Genomic DNA, 17828 nt, shown 5'->3' on the forward strand with positions numbered 1-17828 from the left:
ACCACGGCCGCGCCGTTTGCGCGGATAATCGCGCCATTCCCTGCCACCCGCCCGGGTCGGCGCCATGACGAGAACCCCGTGAGAAGAACCTACCGCCTCGACATCGAAGGCAAGCACCCCGACCGCCTGCTGGACGCCAGCAAGCACGACATCCGCAAGTACATCAAGCGCGAGCGCGGCAAGGCGCTGCCGGCCGGCGCCGATTTCTGGGATTTCGACAGCAGGGTGGGCATCGACGAGGCCAGCGCGCAGGTCGTGCCGTTCCCCGAACTGATCCGCGCGGTGGACGCGCTGGTCGCCGCCGGCAACAGGCAGTTCTTCGTGGAAGTGCTGCGCAAACCGGGCAAGCGCACGCCACGCCCGGCGGCGGACCCGGCCATCGCGGCGGAAAACGATTTCGAGGATTGATCCTCGCGGGATGCCTGCGGGCATCCCGGCAAGACCCCCGGCGGGGCGATACCCCGCTCTGCAAGGAATCGATCGCTGCGGCTCTGTAGCGCCGGGCAACGCCCGGCGGGCCTGGCCGGTGAAGCTCCGGTGGGGCGCGCCCGGCCGGTGCGATACGCCGCCCGCCGGGATTCAGGACGACGACCCGGCCTGCGCGGCCGCGCGCAGACGATCCTTCCTGCTGGGCCGGCGCCCCTTGATGCCGCCGTTGCCGTCGCTGACCGGCGCCGCCGGGACCGCCTCCCGCGGTTCGAAACCCGGCACTACCTCCGGCTCCAGCCGCAGGCCGTGGCGCCTGCAGATCAGCCGCCAGTGCGCCAGCGCGGCGGCTTCGACGAAGCTCACCGCCAGCCCGGTGGCGCCGGCACGGCCGGTGCGGCCGATGCGGTGCAGGTAATCGGCCGGCGAACGCGGCAGCTCGTGGTTCACCACCACCGGCAGGCCGGCGATGTCGATGCCACGCGCGGCCACGTCGGTCGCCACCAGCACCTGCAGTTCCCCGTCCTTGAACGCCTGCAGCGCGCGCACGCGGCGGCCCTGCGCCAGGTCGCCGTGCAGCGCCTGCACGGCGATGCCGGCCCTGCGCAGCGCGCCGGCCAGGCGGTCGCCCTCGCGGATGCTGGCGACGAACACCAGCACCTGCCGCCAGCGCGGATCGCCCAGCAGCGACAGCAGCAGGTCGACGCGGCGGCCGGCATCGACGCGCAGCGCGCGCTGCTCGATCTGCGGCGGCGCCTGCGCATCGACCTGCAGCCGCTGCGGCGCGCGCAGGCCGGCGGCGGCCAGGGCTTCGATCTGCGCCGGGAAGGTGGCCGAGAACAACGCCGTCTGCCGCTGCGCGGGCAGCTCGGCGAGGATCTGCCGCAGCTCGTCGCCGAAACCCAGCTCCAGCAGGCGGTCGGCCTCGTCCAGCACCAGCCGCTGCACCTGCCGCAGCGACAGCGCGTTGTGCGCCAGCAGGTCGAGCAGGCGCCCGGGCGTGGCCACCACCACGTCGGCGCCGCCGCGCAGCGCCATCAGCTGCGGGTTGATCGACACCCCGCCCACCGCGCACACCACCCGCGGCTGCCGCGGCAGTTCCCGGCCCAGCGTGGCGAACACGTCGGCCACCTGCAGCGCCAGTTCGCGCGTGGGCACCAGCACCAGTTGCCGCAGCACGCGCGGCCTGCGCGGCGGTGCCAGGAAGAAGTGCTGCAACGCCGGCAGCACGTAGGCCGCGGTCTTGCCGGAGCCGGTCGGCGCCAGCGCCATCACGTCCTGCCCCTTCAGCAATACCGGCACCGCCTGCTGCTGGATCGGCGTGGGCGCGCCGTAGCCGGCCTGCCGCAGCGCGCGCTGCAGCGCCGGCAGCACATAGGGGGACAGGCCGAGTCGGGAAAAAGGCATGGTGCGGTTCCAGGGGCCGCAGGCGGGGCGGCGAGTCTAAGCGGTTTCCGGCGGCAGCCGGGCCGGCAGCCCGCGCGCCTGCAGCTGGCGCAGCACCGCTTCGACGATGGCCGGGTTGTGGCCGTGCGCCGCGCCTTCGTGCAGCAGCACGATCGCGCCCGGCGCCAGGCCGCGCGCGATGCGCGCCACCACCGCGTCGGGCTGGCAGCCCACGCCATCGAACCCGCGCGCGCTCCAGCCCACCCGCGCCAGGCCATGCCGGCGCAGGGCGGCGGCGACGAACGGATTGGTCATGCCGACCACCGAGCGATACCAGCGCGGCGGCGTTCCGGCGATGGCGGCCAGCGCCTGCTGGCAGCGTCCGATCTCCTCGGCCATCCGCCGCGGCCCCAGGCGCCAGAACCACGCCTGCGGATGCGACTGGCTGTGGTTGCCCAGCCCATGCCCGCGGCGCAGCACCTCGCGCACCAGTTCCGGCCGCGCCGCCGCGCGCGCGCCGACCATGAAGAAGGTGGCCCGGGCGTCGTAGCGGTCGAGCAGGTCGAGGATCGCCAGGGTGTCGTCGGAGGGGCCGTCGTCGATGGTCAGCCACACCGCCGGGCCGGGCAGGCGCGACAGCACCGGCGCGTAGAAGCCGCTGTTGGGCAGGAACACCGGCACCACGAACAGCGCGTGGCTGGCCAGCAGCAGCGGCAGCCCGGCCTTCCAGCCCAGCCATACCCAAGCCGTCGCCACCAGCGCCTGCGACAACAGCAGCCAGCCGATCCAGCGCCAGGGATGGGGCGGCGTGCGATGCAGGGTTCCCGTGGCGGTCATGTCCCATGATGCCATGCGGCGTAGAATCGGCCCTGTCTTCGACCAACCCCACGAGTTCACGATGTCCCTGGATCCCGCCCTGCGCGAACGCATCGAATCCCTCCTCGGCGCCAACCGCGTCGTCCTGTTCATGAAGGGCCAGCCGGCCATGCCGCAGTGCGGCTTCTCGGCCAAGGCGGTCGGCGTGCTGCAGGACCTGGGCGTGGATTTCGCCCACGTCAACGTGCTGGCCGACGGGGAAATCCGCGAGGGCATCAAGGCCTATGGCGACTGGCCGACCATTCCGCAGCTGTACGTGGACGGCGAGCTGGTCGGCGGCAGCGACATCATGCTGCAGATGGCCAACAGCGGCGAGCTGAGCGCCCTGCTCGGCGTGGCGCCGCCGGACCGCACCCCGCCGGCCATCACCATCACCCCGGCCGCGGTGGAAATGCTCAAGGGCGCGCTGGCCGACGCCCCGGGCGCCGCGCTGCAGCTGAGCATCGACGCGCGCTTCCAGCCGAACTTCCAGCTGGCCCCGCTCGACGCCAACGCCATCGCCGCCGAATCCAACGGCCTGCGCGTGCAGTTCGACGTGGCCAGCGCGCGCCGCGCCAACGGCATCACCATCGACTGGGTGGACGACATCCGCGGCCAGGGCCTGGCCATCGACAACCCCAACGCGCCGAAGCCGGTGCAGGAACTGGACGTGCGCGGCGCCGACGACCAGGTGCGCGCCGGCAGCCTGACCCTGGTGGACGTGCGCCCGGCCGACGAGCGCGCCATCGCCGCGGTCAACGCCCCGTTCGAGACCTTCGACGGCGACAACCGCGCCCGCCTCGAAGCGTTGCCGAAAGACACCGCGCTGGCCTTCCTGTGCCACCGCGGCGGGCGCAGCGCGCAGGCCGCCGAGCAGTTCCGCGCCCTGGGCTTCACCCGCGTCTACAACGTCACCGGCGGCATCGACGCCTGGTCGCAGGACGTGGACAACAGCGTGCCGCGCTACTGATTGGATGGGCGTCACCGCAACAATAAAGAACGCCGGCGAAAGCCGGCGTTCTGCATGTGCGCCCCCGTAGAAAGGCAACAGGGGGCGATGCTCACCCTTCCTCGTCACCCGGCGAAACCGCCCTCGGCCAGGAAGTGCAGCTCTTCCGGCGAGGGAATCCGGCCCAGCACGGCGTTGCGGTGCGGGAAACGGCCGAAGCGGCGGATGATGTCGCGGTGCAGCTCGGCGAAGCGCAGGTATTCCAGGTCGCCGAGCACCTCGAACATCGCCACCGAGCGTTCCTGGTCCTGCGGGTCTTCCGAATGTTCGAACGGCAGGTAGATGAAGGCGCGCAGCTGCGGCGTCAGTTCGCGGTCCAGCCCTTCCTCGATGGTGCGCATGGCGTAGTGCCGCGCCAGCCCATCGGTGGCGAACGCGTGCGCGGTGCCGCGGAAACAGTTGCGCGGGAACTGGTCGAGCAGGATCTGCAGCGCCAGCGCGCCGTCGGCGCTGTGCAGCCATTCCTCGCAGCCACGGCGCGCGGCCCGGTAATGCAGGTCCAGGAAGCGCCGGCGGAATTCGTCGTCGAAGGCGTCGTCGCGCGCGAACCATCGCCGCGGCCCCGCCGAACGCCAGAACTCCACCACTGTCTGTACTGCTTCCATCACTCCCTTTCCTGATCGTCCCACCGCCTGGAAGGCGGCGCCGGCAAGCAGCTTACAGAAGGCGAGGAACGAGTGGAGAGGAACTGGGAACGTAGAGAAGGCAGGAGCGATCTCCGCCTTCGCGGAGATGACGGCTTCGGCTCCTGCTCCTGCTTTTGTCCTCTCTGCGTTCCTCGTTCCTCCTCACTCGTTCCCTGCCTCCCGCTACTTGGCAAAGCCGGGATCGACAGCTAGCGTTCAGCCACCATCCACGCCACATGGAGACTCCATGCGACATCGATTGCTGGCCGGGCTCGGCCTGGCGCTGGCCTGCGCGCATCCCGCGTCGGCCCCCGCCGCTTCGCGCTTCGTGCAGGATCCCTACCCCAGCACCTACCGCCCGATTCCCTCGGCGCCGGTGCTGATCAGCCACGCCACCGTGCTCGACGGCACCGGCCGGCGCCTGGACGACGCCGACGTGCTGCTGGCCGATGGCCGCGTGGTCGCGGTCGGCAATGCGCTGCAGGCGCCGGCCGACGCCGTGCGCGTGGACGGCCGCGGCAAGTGGGTCACGCCCGGCATCATCGACGTGCATTCGCACCTGGGCGTATATCCCAGCCCCGGCGTGCAGGCGCATGGCGACGGCAACGAAATGACCGCGCCGGTGACCGCCAACGTCTGGGCCGAGCATTCGGTGTGGCCGCAGGATCCGGGTTTCGCCGCGGCGCTGGCCGGCGGCGTGACCGCGATGCAGGTGCTGCCCGGCTCGGCCAACCTGGTCGGCGGCCGCGGCGTGACGCTGAAGAACCTGCCCGCCACCACCTACCAGGCGATGAAGTTCCCCGACGCACCGTGGGGCCTGAAAATGGCCTGCGGCGAGAACCCCAAGCGCGTGTACGGCGGCAAGGGCACCGCGCCGGCCACGCGCATGGGCAACGTCGCCGGCTACCGCGCGGCCTTCATCGACGCCAGCGACTATATCGCCAAGAACACCGCCGCGCCGGTCAAGCGCAAGCGCCGCTTCGGCGGCGGCGACAACGGCGACAGTTCCGGCGACAGCGGCGGCAAGCGCGACCTCAAGCTGGACACGCTGGCCGGCGCCATCCAGGGCGACATCCGCGTGCACATCCACTGCTACCGCGCCGACGAGATGGCGACCATGCTCGACCTGGCCAAGGAATTCGGCTTCCGGGTCGCCGCCTTCCACCACGGCGTGGAGGCCTACAAGCTGGCCGACCGGCTCGCCGCCGAGGGCGTCTGCGGCGCGCTGTGGGCCGACTGGTGGGGCTTCAAGATGGAAGCCTTCGATGGCATCCAGGAGAACATCGCGCTGGTCGACCGCCCGGCCAACAGCTGCGCCATCGTGCATTCCGATTCACCCGAAGGCATCCAGCGCCTCAACCAGGAGGCGGCCAAGGTCATCGCCAGCGCGCGCCGCGCCGGCATGGACGAGATCACGCCGGAACACGCCATCCGCTGGCTCACCGCCAACGCCGCGCGCGCGCTGGGCATCGAGGAGAAGACCGGCACGCTGGAGCCGGGCAAGATGGCCGACGTGGTGGTGTGGAACGGCAATCCCTTCAGTTCCTACGCGCTGGCCGAGAAGGTCTATATCGATGGTTTCCAGGCCTACGACCGCGCCGACCGCAGGCAACAGCCGCTGAGCGATTTCATGCTCGGCCAGGAGGTGCAGCCATGAGCGCGCCCATCGTGTTGCTGCGCCGCCTGGCGCTGCTGGCCGCGGCCCTGCCGGGCATCGCCGCCGCCCAGGACGTGCTGGTCCGCAACGCCACCGTGCACACCGCCACCACGCGCGGCACGCTCACCGCTGCCGACGTGCTGGTGCAGGGCGGGGTGATCCGCGCCGTCGGCCCGGCGCTGGCCGCGCCGGCCGGCGTCGAGGTGGTCGATGCCGGCGGCCGCCCACTGACCCCGGCGCTGTTCGGCGGCATCACCGACATCGGCGTGGAGGAAGTCTCCGGCGAAGCCTCCACCGTGGACAGTGCGGTGAAGCTGGAAGAACAGCCGCAGCGCCCCGAGTTCGACGTCACCCTGGCCTACAACCCCGACTCGGTGCTGATCCCGGTCGCGCGGGTGGAGGGCATCGGCTTCACCGCGCTGGGCGCCAGCAGCGGCGGCGGATTCATCGCAGGCCAGGGCGGGGTCATGCGCCTGGACGGCAGCGCCGACCCGATTGGCCCGCGCATGCTGTTCGTGCGCATGGGCGCGGCCGGGTCGGAACTGTCCGGCAGCTCGCGCGCGGCGCAGTGGATGCTGCTCGACCAGATGGTGGCCGAAGCGCGCGGCCGCATCCCCGCCGATTCGCCGCACGCGCTGCTGACCCCGGCCGGGCGCGCCACCCTGGCGCGCTACCTGGCCGGCACCGGCCGCGTCGTGGTGCGCGTGGACCGCGCCGCCGACATCCGCCAGCTGCTGCGCTGGGCCAAGCGCGAACAGGTGCGCATCGCGATCGCCGGCGGCACCGAGGCCTGGCGCGTGGCGCCGCAGCTGGCCGAAGCCGGCGTGCCGGTATTCGTCGATGCGCTGTCCAACCTGCCAGCCAGCTTCGACCAGATCGGCGCGACGCTGCAGAACGCCGCGCGGCTGCATGCCGCCGGCGTGGCGGTGGCCTTCAGCCAGGACGGCGACGCCTCGCACAACGCGCGCAAGATCCGCCAGCTGGCGGGCAACGCGGTGGCCAACGGCCTGCCCTGGGACGCGGCGCTGGCCGGCCTGACCCGGGTGCCGGCGCAGGCCTTCGGCGTGGCCGACCGCATCGGCAGCATCGCGGTGGGCCAGCAGGCCGACCTGGTGCTGTGGGAAGGCGACCCGCTGGACGTGGGCCACTATGCCGAGCGCATGTGGCTGGGCGGGCGCGCGGTGCCGATGCGCTCGCGCCAGACCGAACTGCGCGACCGCTACCTGCACGGCGCCGCGACGCCGCCGGCCTACCGCCGCTGACCGCTTTCCGCGCCCGGCACCCCGGTGCCGGGTGCGCGGCGGCCTTCGCCGGGGCAGCGCGGCACCTGCCCCGGCGCCGGTTTTGGGTTAGTGTGATCGCAGGCACACAACACAGCGGGGAGGTTGGATCATGCGCATCGGGATCGTCGTGGATTCGGCCTGCGACCTGCCGGCCGACTTCATCCGCGAACACAGGCTGGTACTGCTGCCGATCACCGTGCGGATCGGCGAGGCGGTGCTGGCCGACCACCGCGAGGAAGACGCCACGCTCAACTTCCTCGACACCCACGTCGCCGAACGCGGCGCCGAGGCCGAGACCATCCCCTTCAGCGTCAACCAGATCCGCGACCTGTTCCTGCAGCAGCTGGTCATCGACTACGACCACGTGTTCTGCCTGACCATCACCAGGACCCGCAGCCCGATCCACGACAACGCGCTGCAGGCCAGCTTCGCCATCCTCAACGAGTACCGGCCGATCCGCCAGGCCGCCGGCCACAACTCGCCGTTCGCGCTGCGCGTGCTCGACACCCAGAACCTGTTCGCCGCGCAGGCGGTGACCGCGGTGGAGGCAGTGCGGCTGCGCGATGCCGGCGCCGGCGTGGCGCAGATGCGCGAGCGGCTGGAGGAACTGGCCGGCAACGTGCACGGCTACATGGTCACCCGCGACCTGTACTACATGCGCGCCCGCGCGCGCCACAAGGGCGACCGCAGCGTCGGCCTGCTCACCGCCGCGCTGGGCAGCGCGCTGGACATCAAGCCGGTGCTGCACGGCTACCGCGGCGAGACTGCGCCGGTGGCCAAGATCAAGGGCTTCGACAACGCCGTGCAACGGCTGTTCGGCTTCGTCGGCCAGCGCGTGGCGCGGGGCCTGCTGACGCCGGTGGTCTGCGTGAGCTACGGTGGCCCGCTCGACGAACTGCGCGCCCTGCCCGGCTACGCCACCCTGCGCGAGACCTGCCAGGCGCACGGCGTGGCTCTGCTCGAAAGCGTGATGAGCCTGACCGGCATGGTCAATGTCGGCAAGGGCGCGGTGACGGTCGGCTTCGCCGACGTCCCGCACGAATTCGAGAGCTGACCCGCGACGGCGTGTACGCGGACGCGACGCCCGCCGCGCCACACTGTCCACTCCCAAGGAGACCCCGCATGCCCGTGCACTACTCGATCTCGTTGCCCGACCCTTCCGCCGCTCGCGGCAGCGATCCGCGCCTGTCCTTCACCGCCAACGGCGCCGACACCTTCGCCGAGCAGCTGCAGGAAGCCCTGCGCACGCCGGTGCTGTTCGAGCGCTGGCGCGCCACCCAGGAAGAGCCCGACGACGTCGACCCGCACTGGGGCGTGACCGACCCGGAAGCGACGGTGAGCGGCAGGCAGTCGGACCTGCGCATCGACCTGGTGGCCATCACCCGCATCCCCGGCGATGTGCTCAAGCAGCGCCTGCGCTGGCTGGCCGGAAACCACTGGGAACTGCGCGACGTGCGCTGAGCGGTGACACCGGTCCTGCTTTCCTGGAGCGGCGGCAAGGATGCGGCCTGGGCGCTGCACGTCCTGCGCCAGCGCGGCGACGTCGAGGTGGTCGCGCTGCTGAGCACCCTGACCGAGGGCCACGACCGCGCGTCGATGCAGGGCGTGCGCGACGAGGTGCTGCGCCTGCAGGCCGACGCCGCCGGCCTGCCGCTGCTGCGCGCCTGGATCCCGCAGGCCTGCGACAACGCCGGCTACCTGCAGCGCATGGCGCAGGCGCTTGGGGACGCACGCCGGCGTTGGCCGGCGCTGCGCACGCTCGCCTTCGGCGACCTGCTGCTGGAAGACATCCGCCAATGGCGCCAGCGGCAGTACGCGGCACTGGACTGGGACTGCCTGTTCCCCCTGTTCGGCCAGGACACCGCCGCGCTGGCGCGGCGGATGGTCGATGCCGGCCTGCGCGCGCGGCTGTGCTGCGTGGACACCCGGATGCTGGACGCCGCCTTCGCCGGCCGCGCCTTCGACCATGCCCTGCTCGACGCCTTGCCCGCTGGCGTCGATGCCTGCGGCGAGAACGGCGAATTCCATACCTGCGTCAGCGCCGGGCCGATGTTCCGCACGCCACTGGACCTGCGCATGGGCCAGACGGTGCTGCGCGAGGCGCGCTACGCCTATACCGATTTCCTGCCGGCAGCGGGCTGAGCCGGGGCCTTCCCGGTCCGGGGATGAGGGAGCCACATCGGCCGCCCCGTGCCGACACGAACGACGGCCTCACTTCGCGCGGGGCAGCGCGTGCGCAAGGAGCGCGCCATCGCGCCGGGGCTCGGTTTCCGCCCACATTTCCACGCGGTTGCGGCCGGCGCGCTTGGCCGCGTACAGCGCGGCGTCCGCGCCGGCCAGCAGCGCTTCGGGCGGATGCAGCCGCGGTGGCCGCGTGCCGGCCACGCCGACGCTGACGGTCACCGCCTGCGGCAGGACGCCGGCCGGAATCGCCTGTACCGCCGCGCGCAGGCGTTCGCCCAGTTCGCGCGCGCTCTCCGGGCAGGTGGCTGGCGCCACCACTGCGAACTCCTCGCCGCCGTAACGGGCCACCAGGTCGCCGCCGCGCGCCGCGGTGGCCCGCAGCGCCGCCGCCACCTCGCGCAGGCAGCGGTCCCCGGCCGGGTGGCCGTAGGTATCGTTGAAGCGCTTGAAGTGGTCGATGTCGATCAGCAGCAGCGACAGCGCATTGCCCTGCCGGCAGGCGCGGTTCCATTCGGCCTGCAGCACGGCGTCGAACTGGCGGCGGTTGGCGACCCCGGTCAGGCCGTCCAGCCGCGCCAGCGCGTCCAGCGCCGCCTGCCGTTCCAGCAGGCCGATCTGCAGCAGCATGCTGCGCAGGCCGAAGCCCAGGATCGCCGCCACGAAGCCGGCCAGCGCCCAGTGCCGCGCGTGGTCCACCACCAGGGTGGCCACCACCAGCAGCAGCAGCGGCAGGATCATCGGCCCGCCGGCCTGCACCGCATGCCGCAAGCGCGGCCGCTCGACCGCGGGTGCGGCGTCGCGCGCGCGCAGCGCCAGTACCGCCAGCAGCAGGAAGGGCAGGTCGATCGGCAGGTCGGCGTACAGGCCGAAGGGGCTGTATTCGGCGACGTGGTTGATATAGCCGGCCACCGCCAGGTAGGCCAGCGCATAGATCGCCAGCACGCGGAAGAACGCGCGCCGGTCCGGCAGGTCGGTGCTGGCCCAGCGCAGCAGCGCGAACGCCGCGATGCAGGCGTTCTGGATGTCGAACATCAGGCGCAGGCCGTTCATGCCGGCGTCGCCGGCATCGGCGTGATGGCGCGTGTGCAGGAAGAACAGCACGCCCAGCAGGGCCGCCAGCGCGGCGTCGATCAGGCTGATCGCCCAGCGCTCGCGGCGGGCGCGCGCCAGCACGAACACCAGCGGCACGCCGTAGGCCACGTAGAGCAGCAGGCTGATCTGCGGGGTCGCGGTGGCATCGCCGCCGCGCACGGCATCGACCATGTTCATGGCCATGCCGCCGGCCCACAGCAGCATGGCCAGCGCGGTGGCCTGCCAGCCAAGCGCCGCCTGCCGCTGCTGGCCCTGCCACAGGCAGGCGGCAGCGGCCAGCAGCGGCGCGGCGATGAGGAAACAGAACGACAGGACGGTGGCCGATGCCGGCAGCAGCGCCAGCGCCAGGCCATGGCACAACACGAACAGGACCGCCAGCACTACCGGCATGCGCCCTCCGTCGTCAGCGCCGATGGCCCGACGATAACAAGGCGGCGGGTGTGGAAAGCGCGACGGCGCGCGCGCTTTTCCACACTGCCCGCGCCGCGCCGGCTCAGGCCAGGGCGCGGGCGTGGTGGGCGATGTGCTCGCCGATGAAGCTGGCGATGAAGTAATAGCTGTGGTCGTAGCCGGGGCGCATGCGCAGCTGCAGCGGATGGCCGGCGGCCGCGCAGGCATCGCGCAGCAGCTGCGGGCGCAGCTGGGTGTCGAGGAACTCGTCGTCGCCGCCCTGTTCGACCAGCAGCGGCAGGCGTTCGGCGGCACCGGCCACCAGCGCGGTGGCGTCGTACTGCCGCCACGCCGCGGGGTCCTGGCCGAGATAGGCGGCGAGCGCCTTCTCGCCCCACGGCACCAGCGACGGCGCCACGATCGGCGAGAACGCCGACACGCTGCGGTAGCGGCCCGGGTTCTTCAACGCGATCACCAGCGCGCCGTGCCCACCCATCGAATGGCCGCTGATCGCGCGCGCGTCGCTGGCCGGGAAATGCGCCTCGACCAGCGCCGGCAACTCGCCGACGACGTAGTCGTACATGCGGTAATGCGGTGCCCAGGGCTGCTGCGTGGCATTGACGTAGAACCCGGCGCCCTTGCCCAGGTCGTAGCCTTCGGCATCGGGCACGTCGTCGCCGCGCGGGCTGGTGTCCGGCACGACCAGGATGAGGCCGTGCTCGGCGGCATAACGCTGCGCGCCGGCCTTGGTGATGAAGTTCTGCTCGGTGCAGGTCAGGCCGGACAGCCAGTACAGCACCGGCAGCCTGGCGCCGCTTTCGGCCTGCGGCGGCAGGTAGACGCCCAGCGTCATGTCGCAGCCCAGCGCTTCGGAGCGGTGCCGGTAGACGTCCTGCCAGCCGCCGAAGCAGGCGCGGTGTTCGATTCGTTGCATGGTTCTCTCCGGTCTCGCGACAGCACGGCAGGAGCGCGCGCCGGCGCGCTCCCGTCCGCCGTCAGAAGTGGACGACGCTGCGGATCGACTTGCCTTCGTGCATCAGGTCGAAGGCGTCGTTGATCTTTTCCAGCTCCATCGTGTGGGTGACGAACGGCGCCAGCTCGATGTCGCCCTTCATTGCGTCCTCGACCATACCCGGCAGCTGGCTGCGGCCCTTGACCCCGCCGAAGGCGGTGCCCATCCAGCGGCGGCCGGTGACCAGCTGGAACGGACGGGTGGAGATTTCCTGCCCCGCGCCGGCCACGCCGATGATCACGCTCTGGCCCCAGCCACGGTGCGCGCATTCCAGCGCCGCGCGCATCACGTTGACGTTGCCGATGCACTCGAAGCTGTGGTCCACGCCCCAGCCGGTCATCTCCACGATCACCTGCTGGATCGGTTTGTCGTGCTCCTTCGGGTTGACGCAGTCGGTGGCGCCGAACTGGCGGGCCAGCTCGAACTTGGACGGATTGGTGTCGATGGCGATGATGCGGCCGGCTTTGGCCTGGCGCGCGCCCTGGATCACCGCCAGGCCGATGCCGCCCAGGCCGAACACCGCCACGCTGTCGCCTTCGGCCACCTTGGCCGTGTTGTGAACGGCGCCGATGCCGGTGGTGACGCCGCAACCGAGCAGGCAGACGTGCTCCGGGTTGGCGTCCGGGTTGACCCTGGCCAGCGAGACCTCGGCCACCACGGTGTACTCGGAGAAGGTCGAGCAGCCCATGTAGTGGTAGATCGGCTCGCCGTTGTAGGAGAAACGGCTGGTGCCATCCGGCATCACGCCCTTGCCCTGGGTAGCGCGCACCGCGGTGCACAGGTTGGTCTTGCCGCTCTTGCAGAACAGGCACTGCCCGCATTCGGCGGTGTACAGCGGGATGACGTGGTCGCCCGGCTTCACCGAGGTCACGCCCTCGCCCACCTCGACCACGATGCCGGCGCCCTCATGGCCGAGCACGCACGGGAACAGGCCTTCCGGATCGTCGCCGGACAGGGTGAAGGCGTCGGTGTGGCAGACGCCGGTGTGGGTGATCTTCACCAGCACTTCGCCCTTCTTCGGCGGGGCGACGTCGATCTCGACGACCTGCAGCGGCTGGCCGGGACCGAAGGCGACGGCGGCACGTGATTTCATGGGTTTCTCCTGTAGCGGTGGTTCGTTGGTGCGTGCATTCGCATGCATCGGTGTTTTTCGCGGAGCGGCTTCCGTCGCGACGGCCCTACCATCCGGCCCCGTGCCGGCGGCCGGGGAAAGCCACACGAAAGCCCTTCGCGGCTGAAGCCGCTCCTACTTCAGGTAGGAACGGATCAGGCCGGACATCTCGGCCACGCGCGCGGCGCGCTGCGCGGCCGACTGCGCCGGCTGGCCGAACTCCTCGCGCAGGTGCGCTTCCATCACCTCGGACATCAGCCCGTTGACGGCACCGCGGATGGCCGCGATCTGCTGCAGCACCGGCCCGCAGTCGGCGCCGGCCTCCAGCGCGCGCTCCAGCGCATCGCACTGGCCGCGGATGCGCCGCACCCGCGCCAGCACCTTCTTCTTTTCCTCGGGGGAATGCGGCATGCGCCCGTCCCTATCCTGTACTGGGGGACAGTATATCCGGGCGCAGCCGCGCGTCCAGCGCGAGTGCGGCGGCATCTAAACAGGGAACGGCCGCCCCTGCCGGCGTATGCCGCCAGAACGCCAGGCGCGCAGCGCACTGCAAGCGCGGCTCAGTCGCGTGTCTTCATCGACGCTGCCGGCGACGCCTCCATGACCTGTGTGAAGCCCTGGCTCAGCAGCCATGCGATCCGGCCGGTCCCGCGCACCACGTCAGTGACCGGCGCCGTGGTGAACACGGTCTTGTCGGAGCCGGCAGCCTCCTGGACGGCCTTGATCCAGGAATCACGCACGGCCCGGTCAAGATCCTCTCCCTGCTGCCGCGCGATGGCCTCATTGGTCAGCCAGCTCCAGCACGGCACGGGCAAGGTATCCGAATCCAGGGTCGCCTTCATCCCCTCGACGCTGCCGTCGCTCCAATCCCTGGCGAGCTGCTGCGAAAGCCCGGGCAGCGACTCGATGCCATCCATCGTCGCCCGCAGGCAATGCTGGTCGGCCTTGGCATCCACCGCGAACTCGGCGACGGCGCGCTTGGGATCACGGATGGCCAGGTGGAATTTCGCATCGACCACAGGAATGCGCCTGTCCTTGGCCAGCTTCATCACGGTCTCGACCGCCGACACCTTTTTCCGTTCGATGCCCGAGTGCTCCAACACGGCCTCATAGAGTTGCCAGGCCGCGTACATCGGCAGCATCCGCTCGACGTCGCGATTGCCCGACAGGTAGCGCGCCTTCAGCTCCGTCCAGCGTCGATAGTCCTCGGTCGGAAGAACGTCGGACAGCGTGCGCCCTTCGGGCAGGTACTTGCTCCTGCGCACCGACGACCACAGCGTCAGGCCACGGAACAGGCCGATGCCCTCGCCGACCACCACGCCGGGCGGGCCGACGACCACGGAAGATGCGTCGATGCTTTTCTGGATGGTGGCCGGGACGAAATCCAGGTGGACCGGCACCGGGTAAATGGTTCCCAGAACCAGCACCTTCTGGTCGCCGCGATGGTATTCCCAGATGTGTGGACCGGCGTCGGCGGCCGAGATGACCACGGTGTCCAGGTTGGTGACCTTCTCAGCGGCCTTCGCGAAGCCGGGCTCCTGTGCGCCGAGCGGGCTGGCCGCCACCAACAGTATGATGAGCGCGCAACAGGAACGCTGAAGTCTCCACTGCATGAGCAATCATTCCAATGCCAAGGGGAAGGCCTTCGCGTCATGGCCGCGGACACGCGGGTCGTTGAGGAAATCGGTCCATATACGTTCGACCGCTTCGGGCGCCAGTTCCACGAACGGCGCGCGCCGGGCGAAGTGCTCGCGAACATACTGCCACTGGATGCAGGTGCCGCACATCCAACGCTGGTACCGATCGAAGATCGTGTAGGTCGCTGCATAGTCCAGGAGGCAATCGCGCTGGTTGCCATCACCGACATCGACAACCGCCACCTCGGTGTTCACCGGACGACCCACCCGAGTGCGAAACCTCAAGGGCCCTTTGCCCAACGGCAGGATCGGAACCAGCGCGCTGCCGGTCTTCCTGGCCAGCGCGGCGGTGCCCAGCATGACGTCCAGCGAGAGCCCAAGGAACGGGATGGCGAACGTTTCGTCTCGTTTTTGATGAACGTCCGGCATCATGATCAGGACGCCGCCGGCCTTCAGGAGCCGCAACGCGCCGGCCATGCCCTGGCGGTTGCTGTGGTAGACGTGCACGTTGGGGTTGCGGTCCTTGAACAGCACCTCGTATAGCCGGTCAAAGACCTCGTTTCCGCGATGCGTGGACGGCTCCCCGTAGAAGATGCCGATCTCGCGCGTGCTGCCGATGTGCATGATCAGCGACACCGCGCAGAGGATGTAGTGGCCATAGTGCGGCAACGCCAGCACCGTCCCCGATCCATGAGAGATCGCCCGGTCGACGGCCTGCAGGTTCGTGGCGTCGCACGAACGCACGAACCGGAGCATTTCCGCCCGCGATCCGCGCCGCACGCGCCTGGCCACCAGCAGCTTCTCCAGGTACCAGGCGTAGTAGTGTCCCAGGCGGGTGCCGTCCGCCTCCAACGCAGGCGCCAAGGCCGCCCGATCCGCTGGACTGAGCTCCAGCCCGACCAGGCGTTCCAGGCGTGGATGCGGGGCGGCAAGCCACCGGATCGGCTGGCCTGCCCTGGCCACCGCTCGAGCGAGGAAGGTACCGAGCAACACCGGTCACCCCCTTCCGTGGAGTCGTTCGAGCGTGCCCAGCTTCTCGCCGAGTCCAGTCGCCCATCGCTTGGGGTTCCGTACCGCGCTGTGCATGAGGCTGGACCGAAGCGCCTGGATCCGATGACGCCGGACCAGCCTGCGGCCCTCCGGAAACCGCTCGTACTGGAGATCCCGCGCCAGCCAGCCTGATCCCAGACGCTCGCAGGCGCCGAGGTGATCCAGCAGCGCGCCGTACAGCTCTGCCGGATCGGCAAGGCCGGAGAACTCCATCCAGCCATCGTCCACCCAGATATGCACGGGATAGTTCAACCGCACGTTCATGAAGTGCTCGTGGCCGGAAACGGATATCTGTCTGCCACCCCGTTCCAGGAGCACGGGGGCAGCCACGGCATCGACCAGCTGGTCGGTGAAGATCACCAGCTGCCTGCCGGGCGGCAGCCGCCCGAAGTGAATGCTCGAAAGCAGCTCCGACTCGGCTTCCCTTTCGGCCGGATGCCACCGACACCCTATCAATCCATGTACCACTCCGCTCTCGATCAGGCGCCCCACCACCGCGACGGTCACTGCCACCGTCGGCAGCACCACAATCCGCCCCGGGCTGCCGGAAACGTCCCGCAGGAGAAGTCCGGCCAGGCTTTCCTCGCTCAGCGTCATACTTCTCCCCCGATAGCGATTGCCCGCAACAGACATTGCCCACGGGATCATCCCCGTGGGCAATGCTCAGTCAGTCCTTCTCGGGGTAGTTGTTCGACCCGCAGCAGTCACTGGACATGCCCAGGATGCCGGGCTTGCCCGACTGGACGGGGAACACCTCGTCGACGGCGGCAGCCGACGCGGCGCCGGCCAGATCGAAGGCCATCGGGGCCGCGGATTGCATGACGGCGGAAAGTTCCATTTCCTACTCCTTGTCATTGCTTGCGTTTCGCCAGGTGGAATTACCTGGCCGAGCAAGCTTAGGCCCATCATCAGGGGACTTTGCGGAGAAGGTGACGCGGATGACGGCGCCTTGAGCGATAACTGCCATCAGGAGAACCGCCCGAACCGGGGCACGGACTGGGCCATTACCTGCCTGATGCCCTCAGCGACCTCATAGTGCCTCTCGTGCAGCAACTCGAGCGGCCACGCATCCCATTGAACAACGCACTGGGTTTACACAGCTAGTCCATGGGCATGCGGCTGGGTTCGGCGGCCCGCGCGCAGCGGGCCGCATCGCAGGCCCGCAACACCAGGGCGTCGATCGCCTCCTCATCCTGGGCACCGCCTTGCCCATACAGGCGGCCGGTGGCGGCCAGGATGTCCATCAGGCGCTGGTGGCGCTGCTCGTCGGAGAGCAATGGGGCCTCGCGCTCAAGCGATTCAACGAGGCCAACGAGGTTTCCGATATTCAAGATTGCGTGGTCCGGCCAGTGGATGGAACGCCGCCGTCGGTCACTGCCTGGCCGCGATGTCGCCGCGTCCGGTCGCGACCCACTCGGCCGAAGCGCCCGTCACGACCGCTATCGCGAACAGATTGGCGACATTCGGCCGCGGCCGGCTTTCGATCTCCCAGTTTGCCACCGCGTTGCGGGTGACGCCGATCCGGTCCGCCAGCTGGCGTTGCGTCAGCGCCGCCCGCAGGCGCGCGACACGTATGCGAGTCGCCATTTCCACGCTTCTTCTCTCCGCTTCGATCTCTTTCAATGGTCTGGACGGGTCGGCGCGCATCTGCTCACGCCCGGAACTCCAGGGTTCCGCTCCCGAGCGCGATCCACTCGAACGAAACCCCCGTCTCGATCGCGATGGCGACCAGGTTCTCGGTGCAGGGCTTGGGGCGCCCACTTGTCTCCCAACTCGTCACCGCCCCGCGGGTCACCCCGATGCGGTCCGCCAGTTCACGCTGCGTCAGCGCCGCCCGCCGGCGCGCCTCGCGTATGCGAGCGGCCATGTCGTCCATCTTCTCTGCCCCGGATCAGCCCGTCCTACAGGAACAAACTCAAAACGGCCGGTGCCCCCCTACCCCTTGATGCGTGCGCGCCGTCACGTCCGTTCATCTTCCGCCCGGCTCTGGCAGCCACCGCCGGACGCATCGCACCACCACGGACTTCCGGTTTCCGGCATTCCGGGAGGGAGGGCCGCACGGTGCCTGGTGGTAGGGATTCGATGCGATTGGTTAAGATCGATCACACGG

21 protein-coding genes are annotated in these 17828 nt (G+C 70.2%); 7 read left to right on the forward strand and 14 right to left on the reverse strand.

Features of this window, described 5'->3' with window-relative positions:
• The first annotated feature begins 78 nt into the window (after window positions 1–78).
• Window positions 79–408 carry a DUF6172 family protein gene (locus AC06FP_RS09840; protein ID WP_478075357.1) on the forward strand — a complete coding sequence of 110 codons (330 nt, stop codon included), beginning with the start codon at window positions 79–81 and terminating at the stop codon, window positions 406–408.
• 171 nt (window positions 409–579) lie between these two features.
• Here AC06FP_RS09840 and AC06FP_RS09845 read toward each other — a convergent pair whose 3' ends face one another.
• Both AC06FP_RS09845 and AC06FP_RS09850 read right to left on the reverse strand, forming a co-directional pair.
• Window positions 580–1833, reverse strand: a complete 1254-nt coding sequence (locus tag AC06FP_RS09845) for a DEAD/DEAH box helicase (protein WP_478075358.1) — start codon at window positions 1831–1833, stop codon at window positions 580–582.
• A 36-nt stretch (window positions 1834–1869) separates the two neighbouring features.
• Window positions 1870–2664: a polysaccharide deacetylase family protein gene (locus AC06FP_RS09850; RefSeq protein WP_478075359.1), complete on the reverse strand. Its 795-nt coding sequence runs from the start codon at window positions 2662–2664 to the stop codon at window positions 1870–1872.
• Window positions 2665–2710: 46 nt separating this feature from the next.
• Between AC06FP_RS09850 and grxD the strand changes: the two genes are divergently transcribed.
• On the forward strand, window positions 2711–3637 hold the full coding sequence (gene grxD / locus AC06FP_RS09855; protein ID WP_456118207.1) for a Grx4 family monothiol glutaredoxin: 927 nt from the start codon (window positions 2711–2713) through the stop codon (window positions 3635–3637).
• A 104-nt stretch (window positions 3638–3741) separates the two neighbouring features.
• On the opposite strand, the gene AC06FP_RS09860 is transcribed toward grxD, so the two are convergent.
• Complete coding sequence (locus AC06FP_RS09860) at window positions 3742–4281, reverse strand: DUF924 family protein (RefSeq protein ID WP_478075474.1); 540 nt, start codon at window positions 4279–4281, stop codon at window positions 3742–3744.
• A 268-nt stretch (window positions 4282–4549) separates the two neighbouring features.
• On the opposite strand from AC06FP_RS09860, the gene AC06FP_RS09865 reads away from it, so the two are divergent.
• From AC06FP_RS09865 to AC06FP_RS09885, 5 genes are all read left to right on the forward strand, one after another.
• Complete coding sequence (locus AC06FP_RS09865) at window positions 4550–5959, forward strand: amidohydrolase (RefSeq protein ID WP_456118205.1); 1410 nt, start codon at window positions 4550–4552, stop codon at window positions 5957–5959.
• Window positions 5956–7221, forward strand: coding sequence for an amidohydrolase family protein (locus AC06FP_RS09870; protein ID WP_456118204.1), 1266 nt, complete (start codon window positions 5956–5958; stop codon window positions 7219–7221). The genes AC06FP_RS09865 and AC06FP_RS09870 overlap by 4 nt, the downstream gene beginning before the upstream one ends.
• Window positions 7222–7351: 130 nt before the next feature.
• Window positions 7352–8296 (forward strand): DegV family protein, encoded by a 945-nt coding sequence (locus tag AC06FP_RS09875; protein ID WP_456118203.1) that lies wholly within the window; start codon window positions 7352–7354, stop codon window positions 8294–8296.
• Window positions 8297–8364: 68 nt separating this feature from the next.
• Window positions 8365–8703 (forward strand): hypothetical protein, encoded by a 339-nt coding sequence (locus tag AC06FP_RS09880; RefSeq protein ID WP_456118202.1) that lies wholly within the window; start codon window positions 8365–8367, stop codon window positions 8701–8703.
• Window positions 8704–8706: 3 nt separating this feature from the next.
• The gene (locus tag AC06FP_RS09885; RefSeq protein ID WP_478075360.1) at window positions 8707–9384 is read left to right on the forward strand and encodes a Dph6-related ATP pyrophosphatase; all 678 of its coding nucleotides are present in this window, start codon (window positions 8707–8709) and stop codon (window positions 9382–9384) included.
• A gap of 69 nt (window positions 9385–9453) precedes the next feature.
• On the opposite strand, the gene AC06FP_RS09890 is transcribed toward AC06FP_RS09885, so the two are convergent.
• The 11 genes from AC06FP_RS09890 to AC06FP_RS09940 all read right to left on the reverse strand — a co-directional run bounded on the left by AC06FP_RS09890 (window position 9454) and on the right by AC06FP_RS09940 (window position 17594).
• Entirely contained in the window at window positions 9454–10908 is a 1455-nt protein-coding gene (locus tag AC06FP_RS09890) for a GGDEF domain-containing protein (RefSeq protein WP_478075361.1), read from the reverse strand.
• A gap of 103 nt (window positions 10909–11011) precedes the next feature.
• Window positions 11012–11842, reverse strand: coding sequence for an S-formylglutathione hydrolase (fghA, locus tag AC06FP_RS09895; RefSeq protein ID WP_478075362.1), 831 nt, complete (start codon window positions 11840–11842; stop codon window positions 11012–11014).
• Between the two features lie 61 nt (window positions 11843–11903).
• Window positions 11904–13013, reverse strand: a complete 1110-nt coding sequence (locus AC06FP_RS09900) for an S-(hydroxymethyl)glutathione dehydrogenase/class III alcohol dehydrogenase (protein ID WP_456118198.1) — start codon at window positions 13011–13013, stop codon at window positions 11904–11906.
• A 153-nt stretch (window positions 13014–13166) separates the two neighbouring features.
• Window positions 13167–13442: a formaldehyde-responsive transcriptional repressor FrmR gene (gene frmR / locus AC06FP_RS09905; RefSeq protein ID WP_055772201.1), complete on the reverse strand. Its 276-nt coding sequence runs from the start codon at window positions 13440–13442 to the stop codon at window positions 13167–13169.
• Window positions 13443–13591: 149 nt separating this feature from the next.
• Window positions 13592–14644, reverse strand: coding sequence for a TraB/GumN family protein (locus AC06FP_RS09910; protein ID WP_478075363.1), 1053 nt, complete (start codon window positions 14642–14644; stop codon window positions 13592–13594).
• Window positions 14645–14650: 6 nt separating this feature from the next.
• Window positions 14651–15661 (reverse strand): LpxL/LpxP family acyltransferase, encoded by a 1011-nt coding sequence (locus tag AC06FP_RS09915; protein ID WP_478075364.1) that lies wholly within the window; start codon window positions 15659–15661, stop codon window positions 14651–14653.
• 3 nt (window positions 15662–15664) lie between these two features.
• Complete coding sequence (locus AC06FP_RS09920) at window positions 15665–16315, reverse strand: hypothetical protein (protein ID WP_478075365.1); 651 nt, start codon at window positions 16313–16315, stop codon at window positions 15665–15667.
• Window positions 16316–16385: 70 nt separating this feature from the next.
• The gene (locus AC06FP_RS09925) at window positions 16386–16556 is read right to left on the reverse strand and encodes a hypothetical protein (protein ID WP_478075366.1); all 171 of its coding nucleotides are present in this window, start codon (window positions 16554–16556) and stop codon (window positions 16386–16388) included.
• A 262-nt stretch (window positions 16557–16818) separates the two neighbouring features.
• The gene (locus AC06FP_RS09930) at window positions 16819–17049 is read right to left on the reverse strand and encodes a hypothetical protein (RefSeq protein ID WP_456118197.1); all 231 of its coding nucleotides are present in this window, start codon (window positions 17047–17049) and stop codon (window positions 16819–16821) included.
• A 40-nt stretch (window positions 17050–17089) separates the two neighbouring features.
• Window positions 17090–17365, reverse strand: a complete 276-nt coding sequence (locus tag AC06FP_RS09935) for a helix-turn-helix transcriptional regulator (RefSeq protein ID WP_478075367.1) — start codon at window positions 17363–17365, stop codon at window positions 17090–17092.
• 4 nt (window positions 17366–17369) lie between these two features.
• A complete protein-coding gene (locus AC06FP_RS09940; protein WP_456118195.1) occupies window positions 17370–17594 on the reverse strand; it encodes a helix-turn-helix transcriptional regulator in 225 nt (74 codons plus the stop codon).
• Window positions 17595–17828 lie beyond the last annotated feature (234 nt).

It is taken from the genome of Stenotrophomonas sp. Steno-Z2, assembly GCF_056393235.1.

Excerpts from the sequence above, each read along its gene's own strand:
- AC06FP_RS09890 (WP_478075361.1), bottom strand. The coding sequence starts at position 10,908 with ATGCCGGTAGTGCTGGCGGTCCTGTTCGTGTTGTGCCATGGCCTGGCG.
- AC06FP_RS09865 (WP_456118205.1), top strand. The coding sequence starts at position 4,550 with ATGCGACATCGATTGCTGGCCGGGCTCGGCCTGGCGCTGGCCTGCGCG.
- AC06FP_RS09875 (WP_456118203.1), top strand. The coding sequence starts at position 7,352 with ATGCGCATCGGGATCGTCGTGGATTCGGCCTGCGACCTGCCGGCCGAC.
- AC06FP_RS09845 (WP_478075358.1), bottom strand. The coding sequence starts at position 1,833 with ATGCCTTTTTCCCGACTCGGCCTGTCCCCCTATGTGCTGCCGGCGCTG.
- AC06FP_RS09900 (WP_456118198.1), bottom strand. The coding sequence starts at position 13,013 with ATGAAATCACGTGCCGCCGTCGCCTTCGGTCCCGGCCAGCCGCTGCAG.
- AC06FP_RS09880 (WP_456118202.1), top strand. The coding sequence starts at position 8,365 with ATGCCCGTGCACTACTCGATCTCGTTGCCCGACCCTTCCGCCGCTCGC.
- AC06FP_RS09850 (WP_478075359.1), bottom strand. The coding sequence starts at position 2,664 with ATGGCATCATGGGACATGACCGCCACGGGAACCCTGCATCGCACGCCG.
- AC06FP_RS09925 (WP_478075366.1), bottom strand. The coding sequence starts at position 16,556 with ATGGAACTTTCCGCCGTCATGCAATCCGCGGCCCCGATGGCCTTCGAT.
- AC06FP_RS09870 (WP_456118204.1), top strand. The coding sequence starts at position 5,956 with ATGAGCGCGCCCATCGTGTTGCTGCGCCGCCTGGCGCTGCTGGCCGCG.
- AC06FP_RS09910 (WP_478075363.1), bottom strand. The coding sequence starts at position 14,644 with ATGCAGTGGAGACTTCAGCGTTCCTGTTGCGCGCTCATCATACTGTTG.
- AC06FP_RS09920 (WP_478075365.1), bottom strand. The coding sequence starts at position 16,315 with ATGACGCTGAGCGAGGAAAGCCTGGCCGGACTTCTCCTGCGGGACGTT.
- AC06FP_RS09940 (WP_456118195.1), bottom strand. The coding sequence starts at position 17,594 with ATGGACGACATGGCCGCTCGCATACGCGAGGCGCGCCGGCGGGCGGCG.
- grxD (WP_456118207.1), top strand. The coding sequence starts at position 2,711 with ATGTCCCTGGATCCCGCCCTGCGCGAACGCATCGAATCCCTCCTCGGC.
- AC06FP_RS09935 (WP_478075367.1), bottom strand. The coding sequence starts at position 17,365 with ATGCGCGCCGACCCGTCCAGACCATTGAAAGAGATCGAAGCGGAGAGA.
- fghA (WP_478075362.1), bottom strand. The coding sequence starts at position 11,842 with ATGCAACGAATCGAACACCGCGCCTGCTTCGGCGGCTGGCAGGACGTC.
- AC06FP_RS09860 (WP_478075474.1), bottom strand. The coding sequence starts at position 4,281 with ATGGAAGCAGTACAGACAGTGGTGGAGTTCTGGCGTTCGGCGGGGCCG.
- frmR (WP_055772201.1), bottom strand. The coding sequence starts at position 13,442 with ATGCCGCATTCCCCCGAGGAAAAGAAGAAGGTGCTGGCGCGGGTGCGG.